The organism is Cypionkella sp., assembly GCF_028290025.1.
GTDB lineage: Bacteria > Pseudomonadota > Alphaproteobacteria > Rhodobacterales > Rhodobacteraceae > Cypionkella.
Genome location: NZ_JAQGKQ010000092.1, coordinates 65,373 through 80,628 on the forward strand (window position 1 = coordinate 65,373; position 15,256 = coordinate 80,628).

15 protein-coding genes are annotated in these 15,256 nt (G+C 59.0%); 1 reads left to right on the top strand and 14 read right to left on the bottom strand.

All coding sequences use genetic code 11. The features are described 5' to 3' along the window. Nucleotides 1–257: 257 nt before the first annotated feature. From JWS10_RS16420 to JWS10_RS16485, 14 genes are all read right to left on the bottom strand, one after another. Nucleotides 258–1,049, bottom strand: coding sequence for a 3-methyl-2-oxobutanoate hydroxymethyltransferase (locus tag JWS10_RS16420; RefSeq protein ID WP_299508917.1), 792 nt, complete (start codon nucleotides 1,047–1,049; stop codon nucleotides 258–260). Between the two features lie 9 nt (nucleotides 1,050–1,058). Continuing rightward, on the bottom strand, nucleotides 1,059–1,367 hold the full coding sequence (locus tag JWS10_RS16425; protein ID WP_299480982.1) for a MocE family 2Fe-2S type ferredoxin: 309 nt from the start codon (nucleotides 1,365–1,367) through the stop codon (nucleotides 1,059–1,061). Between the two features lies 1 nt (nucleotide 1,368). Further along, a complete protein-coding gene (locus JWS10_RS16430; RefSeq protein WP_299508918.1) occupies nucleotides 1,369–2,469 on the bottom strand; it encodes a fatty acid desaturase family protein in 1,101 nt (366 codons plus the stop codon). A gap of 24 nt (nucleotides 2,470–2,493) precedes the next feature. Beyond that, nucleotides 2,494–3,669, bottom strand: a complete 1,176-nt coding sequence (locus tag JWS10_RS16435; RefSeq protein WP_299508919.1) for an aldose 1-epimerase family protein — start codon at nucleotides 3,667–3,669, stop codon at nucleotides 2,494–2,496. Next, nucleotides 3,662–4,435 (bottom strand): ATP-binding cassette domain-containing protein, encoded by a 774-nt coding sequence (locus tag JWS10_RS16440; RefSeq protein ID WP_299508920.1) that lies wholly within the window; start codon nucleotides 4,433–4,435, stop codon nucleotides 3,662–3,664. Before JWS10_RS16440 ends, JWS10_RS16435 begins: the two co-directional genes overlap by 8 nt. Nucleotides 4,436–4,438: 3 nt before the next feature. After that, a complete protein-coding gene (locus tag JWS10_RS16445; protein ID WP_299508921.1) occupies nucleotides 4,439–5,425 on the bottom strand; it encodes an ABC transporter permease in 987 nt (328 codons plus the stop codon). A gap of 63 nt (nucleotides 5,426–5,488) precedes the next feature. Continuing rightward, nucleotides 5,489–6,415 carry a substrate-binding domain-containing protein gene (locus tag JWS10_RS16450; RefSeq protein WP_299508922.1) on the bottom strand — a complete coding sequence of 309 codons (927 nt, stop codon included), beginning with the start codon at nucleotides 6,413–6,415 and terminating at the stop codon, nucleotides 5,489–5,491. 17 nt (nucleotides 6,416–6,432) lie between these two features. Then, nucleotides 6,433–7,347 carry a sugar phosphate isomerase/epimerase gene (locus tag JWS10_RS16455; RefSeq protein WP_299508923.1) on the bottom strand — a complete coding sequence of 305 codons (915 nt, stop codon included), beginning with the start codon at nucleotides 7,345–7,347 and terminating at the stop codon, nucleotides 6,433–6,435. A 15-nt stretch (nucleotides 7,348–7,362) separates the two neighbouring features. Next, on the bottom strand, nucleotides 7,363–8,454 hold the full coding sequence (locus JWS10_RS16460) for a Gfo/Idh/MocA family oxidoreductase (protein WP_299508924.1): 1,092 nt from the start codon (nucleotides 8,452–8,454) through the stop codon (nucleotides 7,363–7,365). Continuing rightward, complete coding sequence (locus JWS10_RS16465) at nucleotides 8,451–9,539, bottom strand: ABC transporter ATP-binding protein (RefSeq protein WP_299508925.1); 1,089 nt, start codon at nucleotides 9,537–9,539, stop codon at nucleotides 8,451–8,453. Before JWS10_RS16465 ends, JWS10_RS16460 begins: the two co-directional genes overlap by 4 nt. 1 nt (nucleotide 9,540) lies before the next feature. Beyond that, nucleotides 9,541–10,632 (bottom strand): ABC transporter ATP-binding protein, encoded by a 1,092-nt coding sequence (locus JWS10_RS16470; protein WP_299508926.1) that lies wholly within the window; start codon nucleotides 10,630–10,632, stop codon nucleotides 9,541–9,543. Then, on the bottom strand, nucleotides 10,629–11,516 hold the full coding sequence (locus JWS10_RS16475) for a carbohydrate ABC transporter permease (protein ID WP_299508927.1): 888 nt from the start codon (nucleotides 11,514–11,516) through the stop codon (nucleotides 10,629–10,631). The genes JWS10_RS16470 and JWS10_RS16475 overlap by 4 nt, the downstream gene beginning before the upstream one ends. Then, a complete protein-coding gene (locus JWS10_RS16480; protein ID WP_299475067.1) occupies nucleotides 11,513–12,373 on the bottom strand; it encodes a carbohydrate ABC transporter permease in 861 nt (286 codons plus the stop codon). Before JWS10_RS16480 ends, JWS10_RS16475 begins: the two co-directional genes overlap by 4 nt. 128 nt (nucleotides 12,374–12,501) lie before the next feature. Further along, nucleotides 12,502–14,112 carry an extracellular solute-binding protein gene (locus JWS10_RS16485; protein ID WP_299508928.1) on the bottom strand — a complete coding sequence of 537 codons (1,611 nt, stop codon included), beginning with the start codon at nucleotides 14,110–14,112 and terminating at the stop codon, nucleotides 12,502–12,504. Between the two features lie 316 nt (nucleotides 14,113–14,428). On the opposite strand from JWS10_RS16485, the gene JWS10_RS16490 reads away from it, so the two are divergent. Further along, nucleotides 14,429–15,256 (top strand): LacI family DNA-binding transcriptional regulator (locus JWS10_RS16490; protein WP_299508929.1); only part of this gene is annotated, 828 nt, incomplete at its 3' end.

Genomic DNA, 15,256 nt, shown 5'->3' on the forward strand with positions numbered 1-15,256 from the left:
TGCTACAACTTTAGTTGCAGGCACCTTCTAACTTGTTGATAAATGGGGATAATTCGCTATGTCTATCGTGTCCATCATTGGGGCCACCGAAAGCCGATGTGCCTGAGAAGGCATTGATATTACGTTATCTTTCGACATGCGGAGAGCCGGACCTATTCAGATTGCAGCGCGCAAAATAGCGCCACTAGATCCGGAAGCCAAGGCCGTTCATTGCGAGGGCCGGAAAGCCAAGCCCTCGCAATGATCCAGCTTTCCGATCAGCTGATCTTGCGCAGAAAAGCCGCCATCTCATCCGGGTTCATCGCCACCACATGCTGCGGCTCTGGATACGCCCCTGACGCCACATCGGCGATGAATTCGCGGTAAGCGTCGACGCGCTCGCGTTGCAAGCGGTCAAATTCGGCGGCGAAATTGCGGTAAACCTTGGCATGTCGCGGCATATGGCCCCGGTTTTCGCCCAAAATATCCTCTGAGAACAGATACTGCACATCGCAGCCCGGCCCCGCCCCCATCGACCACAGTAGGATGCCAACCCGGCGGCTGATCTCTGTCGCGACCTCTACCGGCACCACCTCAATCTCGACTGCAAACGCTCCTGCCGCCTCGTAAGCCTGCACTTCGGCCAGCAATGCCGCCGCAGCCTCAGCCGTCTTGCCGACCGCCTTAAAGCCGCCCGTCCAAGTGTTCCGCGATGGCACGAGGCCGACATGCCCCACCACCGGAATATGCTCGTCCGCCAGAAACTTCACCGTCGCCAGACTGCCCGAGCAATAGATCGCATCCGCGCCCGCATTCAGCATCTGCCCGGAAAACCGCAGATAATCCTCGCGCGTGCCAGCCGAGCGGTGGTCCACCCCGGTCATCGAAAACAAGCTGGGCGCAACCTCGCGGTAACGCGGATGCGTCACCAATTCCTGCGGCACTGACACCACGTCGATCCCCGCCTCCTCTGCCGCCGCCGCCTCCTCCAGCGTGAACAGCCGCAGCATGGTCAACTGACCCTTGCCCTTTTTCGCCCGCAAATCCGCAACCGTTGGTTTCTTCCGCATCACCATCCCCTAAAGCTCAATTTCAACGCGGTCGCCCACCACACGCACTTCGTAGCGTTTCAGGTCGATACAGACCGGAGCACGCAAAGCAGCCCCGGTGCGATAGTTAAACCGCCCATTGTGCTTGGGGCACTCAATCGTGTCACCGTCGACCAAGCCGTTGCAAAGATGCACGTTTTCATGCGTGCAAAGCCCTGCCGTCGCGTGAAACGTGCCATCCGGCGCGTGGTAAATCGCATAGGTGCCGCCCGCATGGTCAAAGCGGATCAGGTCTTCTTCGTCGATATCATCGACCGCACAGGCATCAATCCAGGCCATATCAGACCCCTTCTCTGGCAACTTCAATTTCATGGAACTCATCGCGGTAAGGCCGCGCCGTCGCTGGCAGAGCCTTGCGCGCATAGTGGGTCGGATCGCTGCGCTGCCGAAGCAGGGCGCGGGTCATCTCGACATATGCCGCGAAAATCGAGGGGTTTGGGCTTGGCAGATCATGCTTAATCACCTCATGCAGACGCGGCAGCGCGTGATACGGCACCATCGGGAACATGTGATGTTCGACATGATAGTTCATGTTCCAGTAAATCCACCGGCTGATCGGGTTCATGTAAACCGTGCGGCTGTTCAGGCGGTGATCGACGACATCTTCCGCGAGGCCGCCATGCTGGATCAGCCCGGTCATATACATATGCCAGCAGCCATAAATCCGCGGCCCACCGATTAGCATCAGCGGCAACCAAGACTGCAAGCCAAGCGCCAGCAAGATCGTCGCCGCATAAATCGCCATATGCAACCGAGCCCAGAACACCGCCTTATGACGCTCAGACTCAGGGATATAGGTCTTCTCACCCTCATTCAGCCCGACAAAAGCGTGCCGCGCCAGCGTCCGCAGGTCGTAGAAAATGAACGGAATGCCGATGAAATTCAGCGCCGCCATCACAATGCGCGGTGGCCGCATAAAGCCGATTTCCGGGTCCAGCCCGACGATAATCGTGTTGGTGTGATGCCGCGCATGGCTCCACCGCCATGTCGTAGGGTTCCGCATCACCATAAAGCTCGCGATCTGATAAACCACGTCATTCATCCACGGCGTTTTGAACGCGGTGCCATGCCCGGCCTCGTGCCAACGACTGTCGCAGGCCGAGCCGTACAGCAGGCCGTAGACAAAGAAAAACGGCACGCAGGCCCACGTGCCCCAGAAATAGCAGCCGCCGATACCGGTCAGCACCAACAGGCCGAGCCAAATCACGGTGTCGCGGATCGCTGGCCCATCCCGGCGCTGCATCAGTTCTTTCATCTGCTTGCGCGGCACGTCCGAGTGATACCACTCCGCCGAGGCCAGCCCAATCGATTCAGCCTGCGCGCGGCTGTCGCCCGTCAGGCTGTAGTCGCGCGGAGAGTAGATGCGGGTAAAAATGCTCATGGCATGCTCCTTCGTCTTAGCCCTTCAGCGGCCGCCTAAGGGCGGAAACTGGCCGGAGGGCGTGGGGAAATCATCGCTCGGTTGCGCGGCTATGGCGCGGATGGCGGCTTCACTGGCGGCAATCTCAGCACTGCCGTCCAACACTTTGAATTTGCTGTGATACTGGCGCAGCTCTTGCGGGCCAAGCCAGATCATTTCGCCACGATCACGCGCGGCTTGATTACCGAGCACATGATGGGTCGAGGGTTCAATCCCCATCACATAAGCGCCCGACTGGTAGTATTGCCACTGAAACGCACAAGGCATCTGGTCTTTTCGGGTGGTGATTTCAATACCCAAGCCGATGCGATCATTGACCAAAGCCACGGGAACTTCACCCGCCGCATTGGCCGCCATTTCATGCTGCCAAACCTGCTCGGCAAAGCCATTGCTGGGTGCAGGCACATTTTGATAGCCCACGCCCTGCGCCTGATAACGCGCCTCATGCGCCGCCCAGATCACATCGCGGACTGGTGCAAGATAGCGCGCGCCCTCTTCCAACACCGGATGGCCGATGTTGATATGATAGAACATCATATGCGGGGTTTGGAGGAAGCCCTCGTTCACCACGCGGTCGCTCAGCCGGATTTCATCGCCGCCAACGTCAGCCTCAATCCGGCGATACAGCGCCAGATTCTCGCCAAACACCGTGGCTTGGCGAATAATGCCTTCCGCCCAAAGCGTGCAGCAATCGCCGTGCCAAACCTCACCATAGCCCGAAAGCTGGGCGGGGATCGCGCCCACCCGACCATGCAGCGGTTGCCGGGCGGTCTTGCGGCCGGGATAGTTGTAACTCTCGGTCGAAACCTCTTGCGGACTTAGAATATGGTCTAAGCCGCAGGTCGATAAAAACCCCGAGAAACTGCGCGCCCACGCGAAACCATCTTCGCCTTCAGGGTCATGCAATCCAGGATGCCGAAACCCTGTTGGCGAATGCCAACCAATCGCGCGACCACGATGCTCCACCTCGGCAATATCCATGGCGCGATCGACCAACACGGTGAACCGCAGTCCCGACCCGGTGCGAAACTCCAGCATTCGCACACCGCGCTCCACACCGTCACCAAGCGTCATCAACCGCACCCCGGCGAACTGGCTTAAAGCGCCCGCATGAGCGGCAACCTCAACACGGCTCATCTCGCGGTCATAGAGCTTAACCATGCGCAGGTTCCGCCTTAAGATCGACGCCCATGATCAACCCCTCAACCTTCAGCACGTCAGACCCGGCCAACGGCAGATCGGCCACCACCTCGCCGCGCCGCATGATTACCGCGCGATCCGCCACCTGAAAAACGTGGTGAATGTTGTGGGTGATAAACAAAATCGAGTGTCCCGCCGCCTTCATCTCCCGCACAAAGCGCAACACGCCATGGGTTTCTTCGACGCCCAAATTGTTGGTCGGCTCGTCCAAGATGATCAATTTGGCCGCAAACTGCATCGCCCGACTGATCGCAATCGACTGCCGCTCACCCCCCGAAAGCGTGCTGACCGGAGCATCCGCATTCAGCCGTTTCGAAATCCCGACCCGCTGCATCAGCGTCCGCGCGGCCTCACGCAACTCCACCTGATTGATCGGCGCGAACGGCCCGAGCCAGCCCATCGTCACCGGCTCTCGCCCCAAAAACAGGTTGCGCGCAATGGAAAGATCGGGCGCAAGCGAGCTGTCTTGGTGGATCGTCTCAATCCCCAAAGCCATCGCATCTCGAGTTGAGCGGATATCAACCACCGCGCCGTTTACTGCAATCTCACCGCTATCTGCTCGATAAACCCCCGAGATCACCTTGATCAGTGTCGATTTACCCGCACCATTGTCACCGAGCAGCGCCACCACTTCGCCCTCACCCACCGAGAACGAGGCGTTTTTCAGCGCCGTCACGCTGCCGAAAGATTTGCGAAGATTGCTGATGCGAAGAATATCCTTGGTCATGGCTTAACCCTTCCGGCCAGAGTTTTGCAACGCGGCATGCAGCATCAGCATCCCCAAGATCACAGCACCAACGAAGATGTTATAGGCCAGTCCCGGCACCCCGATCAGCACGATGCCGTTGCGGATACCGCGCAACATCAGCGCGCCGACCACCGTGCCCAAAATCGTGCCGCGCCCGCCATTCAACGCCGTGCCGCCGACCACAACCATCGCGATCACTTCCAGCTCATAGCCCGTGCCAGCCACCGGCGAGGCGGTTGAGATCCGAAACGCGCTGATCATCCCCGCCAGCCCCGCAAGCACCGAAGTCAGCACGAACAGCCAAACCTTGACCTTATCCGCAGGCACCCCGCGCGCCACTGCCGCATTGCGGTTTGAGCCTATCGCACTGATCCAGTTGCCGATTTTAGCCCGGTTCAAAAGATAACCCGCCAGCCCCGACAACACCGCGAACCAGAAGATTGAGGCATAAACCCGAAACGGCCCGATATAGAAATCTCCCGCGAGCAGGGTCACGAAAATCCCCGGCTGATCCCAGCTTGCCAGCGGAAACCCTTGAGTGATGTAAAGCGCCGCACCCCGGATAATCATCAGCATCGACAGCGTCACCAGAAACGACGAAATCCCGATCTTGGTCACGATCAGCCCATTGATCAGCCCGATCAGCACGCAAATCGCAAGGCCAATCACCAGCGCCAAGCCCAGATCGACGCCTGCGTTTTGAACCAACAGCATCACAACTACCGGCACCAAACCAAAGGTCGCGCCCACCGACAGATCAAACTCCCCTGCCGTCAGCAGCAACGTCATGCCAAGCGCGATGATCCCCAACTCCGGCAAAAACGCCAGCATGTTAGAGACGTTCAGCGGCGACAGGAAATCTCCGTTCAGCGCCGCAAAAGTGCCGAGCACGATAACAAGCAGCACCAAGGATGCGTATTGTGGCACTTTGATCAGCGCGGCTAGGCCAGGTTTAGGAGTGTCGGACACGTTATTTCCTTGGACTATACAACAAATCAGGGCCGCCCACCGCAGGCAGGCGGCCCCAGATGCTTACTCGGCTTCGTAAAGCTTCAGGATCGGATCGACGCTGGCCTTGTCGTAAAGGCTGAACGTCTCAATGTTATAGCCAATCGGCTCGCCCGCAGCCGCCAGCTTCAACAATGCGACGGGCATGAAACCCTGCGCCGATGGGAACTGCCAAGCCGCCGCGTTGACATAACCATCGCGCACAGCCTCCGCCGTGGTTTTCGAATTGCCCCAGCCAACCACCGGGATCGCACCCGCTGAAAGCCCCGCGCCATCAAAGACTTGCTTGACCGATGACATCACGGAATCGCCCAAACCAATCATCGCAACCGGCTTATTCGCCACCATGTAATCGGTCATTTTGGCGATGATGCCCGCCGGATCAGTGCCCGCCTCAACCACGTCATACTTCACACCCAACGGATCGAACACCGAGGCGATGCCCTCGGTCTCCAGCACCTGATAGCTCGCTCCGGGCACCTCCACCGGCATGAACACGGTATCGCCCGCCTTCACCATCTTGTTGTCAACGAGGTATTGCGCCCATTGCACGCCAGCACTCCGCAAATCAGCGCCAACATAGCCTTGCCGCCCGGTCGAGGTGTCGTCGGTGTTGAAAAACACCACCGGAATACCCGCTGCCCGCGCGGCCGCCACTTCTTCCGTCCACAACCCGGGCTGCGCCGAAGTCGTCGCAATTCCTTGCGGTTTCGCCGCAATAGCCGAGTTGAACGCCTCTTTCTGCGCTGCCATATCACCGCCCGAGAACGAGATATTGCAAGTCACCGCAAGCTGCGTGCAAGCATCGGTAGCACCCCGGTTCCAGTCGATCCAGAACGCGTCCGACGGCCCACCATGCGACAGCAGGTAGAACGTCGGTTTATCTTGTGCCGCCGCCGCCCCGGCCCAAAGGCTGGCCGCAACGGTAAAAGCTGTGACGATACGTTTCATATTATCTCTCCCCAAAATCACAGACCATGAGCGGCAAATTTGCCGTCCATGAAGGCTTTCGAGCGCGGCACGTCCGCCTCATCCAAATGCTCAACGATCATCGGAATGTTCGGGTGCTTTTTCGCCAGTAGTTGCAGGTAAAGATCGTAGTTGAGCGACCCCGTCCCCGGCGCGTTCAGCACGATCTCGCCCACGCCCCGGAAGGTATGCGAGGCCAAAGCATCATCATCGCCAATATCCGCGTGCTTCTCGGATTTATCATCGCCCGCCCGCGCCACATCCTTGGCATGCGCAATCTTGATCTTGTCCGACAATGTGTCGAACACCTGATGCAGAATTCCGTCCATGTTATCAATGTTGTGCGACTCGAAGTAGTTGGTCGGGTCCATCAACAGCCCCAGCCCCGGATGATCCACCTGCGCGAACATCTTCACGGTCTCCTCAACCGAGCCGACGACGTTGTTCACATAGGTCTCAAGCAGGAACATCGAGCCGTGATCGTAAGCCTCTTGCGCCAGTTCCGCGATGATCTTGCGGCAGGCTTCAAAGCCTTCTTCGGTCTTGTTTTTCGGGTCCGACATCCACTCGGATTCGGTGTTATAGGTGCCCGTCTCCGAGATCACATAAGGAGTTCCCAAAGCCCGCGCGTTGCGGATGATATCCTTAAGACGGTCCACGTTGGCTTTGCGGTGCGCCATATCCGGGTGGATGATATTGGTATAGCCCGAGATACAGCTGATCGGCAGATCATGCGCGCGGAATGTGTCGCGCACCTTTTTGCAGTTCTCGGCGGTCAGGTTGCCGTGGCTCAGATCAATATCCTTGAAATGCAGGTCCAGCTGCACGGTGTTAAAACCGTGGCTACGGATTTTCTTAGCCGACTCTTCCAAGCCATATGGGAAATATCCCGAAAAAATACCCAGTTGCATCATGGTGAAGTTCCTCCCTCAGTTCGTTGAAATTTCAGACAATTTAACGGTGCGCCCCTCTGCAATTGAACGGTAGCCCGCCTCAATCAACGCAACCGTCTTGACGTTATCGGCCACCGAAAGCGCCGGAGGCGTGCCGGTTTTCACCGCATGTTGCAGCTGCTCCATCACGCCGATGAACGCCTGCGGGAACCACATGGTATCCCATGTCGGCGTCACCCATTTGCCGCCGGTGGCGGTTTGCGAGGCATAGCTCAACGTGCTCGCAGCCCCTGTCGGCCAACCGATCGACCCCTTAGCGACCCCAGCCATGCCCTCCACCCGGAAGGTAATGCTTTGGTCATTGTCATAACCCTCGGCACGCGGGCCTGACCACACATCCTCCAGGCTCACCGCCAGCACACCAGACTCAAACCGCAGTGTTGAAACCGTAATCCCGTCAGAATGTTCAAACGTAGTGCGCGGGTCTTTGCGAGTTTGCGTGGTGATCTCGACAGGCTCGCCAAACAGAAACCGCAGCACATCCAGATGATGCACCGACATATTCGCCAGCGTCAGACGGTCGTAATCCGCCAGAAACCCCTGCCAATGCGGGATCGCGTGCATGTCGATCTGCGCAAACACGATCTCACCCAGATCGCCCCGGTCGATAATCTGCTTCAGCACCCGCATCGACTGATCGTAGCGCATGTTCTGATTGACACTGAGCACCTTGCCCGCAGCCTTCGCCGCATCGCGCAGCGCAATGGCATCGGCCAGCGTCAGTGCAAGCGGCTTCTGCGCCAAAATCGCCTTGATATGCGGCTGCTTCAGCGCGGCATAGATCAGCGCAGGCTGCTGGTCCGGCGGATAGGCAATGTCGAGAACCTCAATCGAAGGATCCGCAATCAGCGCCTCGGGCGTGGCATGAACCTTCGCAATGCCCCAACGCTGCGCCACCGCCGCAGCCTTGCTTTCGGTCCGGCTGGCAATCGCACCGACCTTGAACCCCGCCTCGTGATAGGCCGCCAAATGGCACTCTGCCATGATCATGCCCGCGCCAATGCAACCGATCACCAGATCCTTGGTGCGCACCACCGGATCGGGCTGAAACCCCAATGCGTCGCTCATATTCTGTCCCCTCCCAAGGATGGGGCGGCGGATTTAGGCAACGCCTCACCACCAGCCCCGAAATACATCACCTTTGCCGGATCGCAGCCGAGGCCCACCAGCGCGCCCACCCGAATATCCGGCTGCCCACGTAGCATCGCCCGCAATGGCTGCGCGCCAGCGGTCAAAGTTACCACGGTATAGCCGCCCAGTGGTTCCACCTCCGAAACCGTCGCAGGCACCCCCGCGCCGCCTTCCCAGTGCGACACCCGCAGATCCTCCGGCCGCAGCCCCATCTCTGCGACACTCGCCTGAGCCTGTGCCGAAACCTGCAAAGCCCCCGCCGCCGCCTCAAAGCCAGTGCCCGTAGCTTGCACGGGCAAAATATTCATCACCGGGCTGCCCAAAAACCGCGCCACATAAGTCGTTGACGGATGGTCATAAATCTCCACGGGCCGACCAATCTGCCGGATCGCCCCATGCTGCAAAATCGCCATCCGGTCGGCCACCGACATGGCTTCTTCCTGATCATGCGTCACATAGATCAGCGTCCGCCCGGCCTCACGCTGGATGCGTTTCAACTCCACGCGGGTCTCCTCGCGCAGCCGCGCGTCCAGTGCCGAGATAGGATCATCCATCAGATAGGCTGCAGGGTCGCGCACCAAGGCCCGCGCAATCGCCACCCGTTGCCGCTCACCACCCGAAAGCTGCCCCGGCATCTTGTGCAGGATATGGCCGATATGCAGCTTTTCCGCCGCGTCGCGCAGCCGTGCCTCAATCTTCGCAGGCGCTTCCCGGCGTTCCACCAGCGGAAACCGCACGTTATCCGCCGCCGTCATATGCGGGAATAGGGCCAGATTCTGGAACACCATCGCGATATTCCGCGCCGCTGGAGACACCTCGTTGACCGCGCGACCGTCAATCAAAATCTCACCGCTATCAGGCTTTTCCAGCCCCAGGATCAGCCGCAAGATCGTGCTTTTTCCCGACAAAGGCGGCCCGAAAAAGCAGAAAAATTCATTATCGGCGACGGTGAAACTGGCATCATCCACAGCCAAAGTGGCCCCATACCGCTTCGTCACATTGCGAAAGGCAATCTCGGCCATGTCAGTGCCCCCTCAATGCAGCACCAGAGGCGGCATCAAACAACCGCACGGCACTTGGATGCGGCGCGAAATGCAACGCCCGCCCCATTTCAAACCCGGCGTCATTTTCAAACACCGTTTTGGCGCTCGCCGCCCCCTCACCCAGATGCAAAATCGTCCGCGCGCCGATGCGTTCGACAAAGCTGATCGGCATCGCCATGCCCTGCCCTTCACCGACGCGAGCCGCCTGTTCTGGCCGAAACCCGAACACCACATCGCCCTTGGCGCGCCGCGCCGCCGCCGCCTGCTCCGGTGCCAACGGCAACGAATGCCCCAAAGCCCCCAGATCAATCGCCACCTCGCCGCCCGTATCAACCGGACGCCCGTGCAGCAAATTCATCCCCGGCGAGCCGATAAACTTCGCCACAAACAGGTTCGCCGGATCGTTATAAATCTGCAGCGGTGTCCCCACCTGCTGCAACACGCCATGATCCATCACCGCAATCCGGTCGGCCATCGTCATCGCTTCCAACTGGTCATGCGTCACATAAACCATGGTCTGCTTGAAGCTGCGTTGCAGGCCTTTCAGCTCGGTCCGCATCACCGCCCGGAACGCCGCATCGACATTCGACAACGGCTCATCCAGCAGAAAAATCGCAGGCTCCATGATCGCCGAACGCCCAATCGCCACCCGCTGCAGAATGTTCACCGACAGCCCCGCCGCAGGCCGATCCAGCATCGGCGTCAGTTGCAGCAATTCGGCCATCGCATTGGTGCGCCGCACCACCTCATCGGCTGGCCGCCGCGTCGCGCGCAGCCCATAAGACAGGTTCTGCCGCACCGTCATATGGGTAAAAATCGCGTAGTTCTGAAACACGAACCCCACACCGCGCCGCCCCATTGGCACTCCCGCCATGTCGCGATCACCAAACAGAATGCGTCCCTCAGACGGGGTTTCCATCCCCGCGATCATGTTCATCGTGGTGGATTTTCCGCAGCCCGAAGGCCCGAGCAAAGCCACGAACTCGCCATCCGCAATCGTCAGATCCATCGTCTTCAGCGCGGTAAACGCCCCAAAGCGTTTCACGAGATTTTCCAGCCGGATCATGCTCATGCCCGCACCCTCGCCATCCGCTTCAAGGCCCAGACGCAGACCACCGACAGCACAATCAGGATCGCCAAAGCAATCGCCGCGACATAGCCCCAGATCAAGTCCTGAGTGGCGATCTTGTAAATGTAAACGCTGATGGTTTCGGTCGCCACACCCGGCCCGCCCCCGGTCATAATGAACAACGTGTCAAAGATTTTGAAACACTCGATCACCCGGATCGCCAGCGCGATTCCAATGATCGTTTTCATCCGAGGCAGCACAATCGAGGTAAAACGCTGCAATGGATTGGCCCCCAGCAGGGTCGCCGCCCGCACCTGATCCTCTGGCACGCCCACCAAACCCGCGAGCAAAATCAAGAACATCAGCGGCGTCCATTGCCAAATGTCGGCCACCATCACCGCGACCAACGCGAGCTTCGGATTAGACAGCCAAGCAATCGTCACCGGGCTGCCTGTAAACATCGACAGAATGTCATTCACCGGCCCGCCCGACTGGAATAGCATGAAAAACATGTAGCCCGCCACCGCGGGCACGACCATCATCGGCATGATCAGGATCGAATAGAACACCCGCTTGCCGCGAAAATCGTCCATGAACAACGTCGCAAGCCCAAGGCCCAGCATGAACTCAATCGGCACGCAAACCGCCATCACAAACGCCGTCCGCCCCAGCGCCGACCACAACCGGCCATCGCTCAGAAGGTCGCTGTAATTGGCGAATGTATTCCAAAAAGCCCAAGCCTGCGTCCAGCTTTGCCCCGACAAAGGCGACCAATCGGTGAGCGAAATATACGCCTGCATCAGCAGCGGAAACACCGAGATGAACAGCACCAGCACCTGCGCAGGCAGGGTCAGCCGAAAGCTGAGGTTTGCGGATTCGTCCTTCATTGCTTCAACGCTCCGAACGTCAGCCCGCGCACCAGATGCTTCTGGATCAGCACGCCAAGCACCACCGGAGGCACCGCCGCCATCAGCCCCAGTGCTGCCTTCGCACCATAAAGCTGCCCGGTCATAGATGACGAAAGCGAAGCCATATAGACCGGAATCGTCACCCATTCCCGCGTCGTCAGCAGCAGCGCAATCAGGTAATCCGACCAATTCAGGATGAACACGAACAGCGCGGCGGATGCCAAAGGCGCGCGCATCATCGGCAAAGTGATCCGCCAAAACACCCGCGCGCGGCTACAGCCTTCGACCAAAGCCGCTTCCTCAATTTCCCTAGGCATGTCGTCGAAAAACGTTTTCATCAGCCAAAACGCGAACGGCAAAGTGACGATGCCGTAGACCAGCGCCAGCCCCCACCAAGTATCGGTCATGTTCAAAAACGCCCACATGATCATCACCGGAGTCATCACCGCCATCGGCGGAAACAGCCGCAACTGCACCAGCGCCAAGGGCAAATTGCCGCCGGAGCCGAACCGCGACAGCCCATAAGCCGCCGCCGTCCCCGCCGTCATCGCAATCACCGTGCCGATGCCAGCCGCAAGAAACGACGCCAAAATCGGCTTCAACGCGGTGCGGTCCAAAGCCACGATCAGATCAGAATTGCTTACCCCAAACACAAAACGGAAATTGTCCAAGGTCGGAGCTTTCGGCCACCATGTCAAAGCCGCCCCCGTCGCCTGCCATTCCGGGATCGGCTTGAACGCCATCGACGCCATCCACAGGATCGGGATTAGCGTGACGGCCACCGCCAGCATAATCATCGCATATCGAAACACTTCAAAGGCCAGCGAACGGGTCATCACACTTCCAGAGGTTCACAAAGTCCGGTCGGCGCGCAGGGTCCGCGCCGACCAAGGGCGATTTGCGGGCGCGTCCCGGCCTACCGGATACCCACAAATCGCCATCAGATCAGGTTCAGCGGGAGAGCTTAAACCGGATCAAGCACCGTCGGCCAAGCCGCCTTGTTGGCCTTAATCGCCTCAATAATCTTCTCCTCACCCGTGCGCCGGGTGATCTTTGCCCACGCATCCGCAGTGTCCGCCATCGCCTGCGCCGCCGTCTTGGCCCCAGTCAACGAAGCCATCAGGTTCTCATCCAGCGCATTGTGGAACGCGGTAGCGCCGGGATAGTTGATCGACGGCACCGTGCGCGCCACCGTCTCGCGCACAATATCCATATGGTAGGCGTGATAGGTTTCGCGCACCAACGGATCGGCGAAATCGTTCAAGCTGAACGGGTCGAAATAGCCGCCCGGATTGGCCGTCATCCAAGAATAAATCCGCGCCGAGCCCAACCATTGCAACAGCAGATACGCCACTTCGGGATGTTCCGATTGCGACGACACCATGCCCGTCAAGCTGAACCACAACACTGAACGGCTAACGATCTTGCCATCCACTTCCGTCCCCGGCGGCAGCATCGAACCGATCTTGCCCGTCACGGTAGAGCCAGTATTGCCAGCATTATCCAAGAACTTCGGCAGGTTAGAGAACGCGCAGGTCATCGCCGCCCCACCGCTCGCGAAGTTGCCATACTGCTCGGGCCAGCCCCAGCTGATCGCATCCGGCGAGTGGTGCGACAGGCTGTCGATATAGGCTTGGGTCGCTGCAACCCCGTTTTCCGAATTGATCAGCGGCACGCCATCATCGCCAAACAGGAACTGGTTCGGCGAGGCCATCGAGGTGAAACGCTGATACCAGTTGGTATAGCCCCAGCCCTGATTGCGCAGATCGGTCGAGCCAAACATGCCCTTATCGGGGCGCTGAAAGAACGCCGCCACATCGGAATGTTGCTTCCAAGTCCGCGGAGGTGCGAGGTCGTAGCCGTATTTATCCTTGAACGCCGCCTGCTCTGCTGCATCACCGAAGAGATCGGTGCGATACACCCAAGTTTGGAAATCGCCGTCCAAGCTGACGCCGTAAGTGCTGCCGCGATATTGGTTCAGCAAAGCCACGCCCTGCGCACCATTCACATAGCCGCGCTCGGGGTCGTCCCACTGCGGCTTATGCGCTTCGACATAGTCGTCGAGCTTGGCAATGCCGCCGGATTCCGCGAGGTCACCCAGACGGTTCCAGTCGGTCGAATAGATGTCATACGCGCCACCAGAGGTGGAAATATCCTGCATCGTCTTGGTAAATTCCTGCCCGTTCGGCAGGCCGACAATCTCTAGCGTGATGCCGGTTTCTTTTTCAAACAAATCCTTGATGCTCGGCGCGCCCACCGGGAAAGGCTGCGTCAACTGCCCGATCGAGCCATCTGACAACGCCATCACGATTTTTGTCGGCGCTTTGCCTGCGCCTTTCAGCGTCTTGATCGCCTCAATCGCCCGGCCTTCCGGTGTATCCGGGCCGTATTGATAACGCTCTGCGCCGGGAAATCCGGTCGGTCCACCAATCATCCCCGGGGCCAGCGCATCTGCGCCCTCGGCCCGCGCGGGGCGGATGAAACGCGGGGCTATACCAATCGCCGCGCCATAAACAGCCAACTTGCCGCCGCTCGTCAGCAACTGACGCCGCGACATGCGATGTGTTTGATCCATTCCGTGTCCCTCCCAAGACCGCAAGCGCATACGTTGATGCACCCAGAATGAGGTCTTATGATGAAACACATCATTTCGTCAACATCATAAAGCGGCAGGGCCATGCCACAAATGTCGCCACTCGCCATCTATACGCATCAATGTTGCGATTACACGGTTGTATTTAAACATTAAAATCCTATTACCCTCGCTTTCATCCACAAGATGAAATTGCACCTGAAATGCTTAACCCACCTTAACCAATCAAAGTACATCATTTACAGATCGCTTTTTCAGTGCCACTAAGGATTCACCCCAGTTAAAAACGGCCCCAACCATGAGCAATCAACCCTCGCGTGCCACCCTGCAAGACGTTGCCCGTGAGGCTAACGTCTCCTCCGCCACGGTGGATCGGGTGCTGAATGGCCGCGAAGGCGTGCGTGCGCGCACACGCGAGGTGGTTTTGCAAACCGCCCGCCGTCTCGGCTACATCTCCGACAGCGCCGAGCCCATCGAAACCAGCGCCAAAGCCGCCCCGATTGATCTGGTTTTCCTACTGCCTGCGGGCACGAATGCGTTCATCAACAGCCTTGATCGCCACATCGAAACCGCCGCCGCAAACCGTCCCGAACTGAACGTAAATATTAAACGCATCGAAGGCTTTAACCCGCAAACCGTCGCAGCCAACCTGCTCGCCCTGCGTGGTCGTGCGGCAGGCGTTGGTCTGATCGCGCAAGATCATCCGCTGGTGCGCGAGGCCATCCGCACCCTCACCATCAGCGGCACCCAAGTGCTCACCCTCGCCACCGACATCCAGAACGTGCCTCGCGTCGCCTATATCGGCATCGACAATCGCCAAGCTGGACGTCTTGCCGGGCAGTTGATGGGCCGCCTGCTGCCCGCAAATCAACCCGCGAAAGCCGCGCTGTTTGCAGGCTCGCTGGCTTACCGAGGCCATGAGGAACGTGAGATGGGCTTCCGCCACATCCTGCGCGAAGAATTCCCCCACATCCAAATCTTAGAGCTGCGCGAGATTATGGACGATCGCCAGCGCGCGCAGGACGAAACCAAAGTCCTGCTGGATCAACACCCCGACCTCGCCGCCGTATATAATGTCGGCGGCGGCACCTCTGGCATCGCCACCGAACTGCGCGCCCGGGGCTTG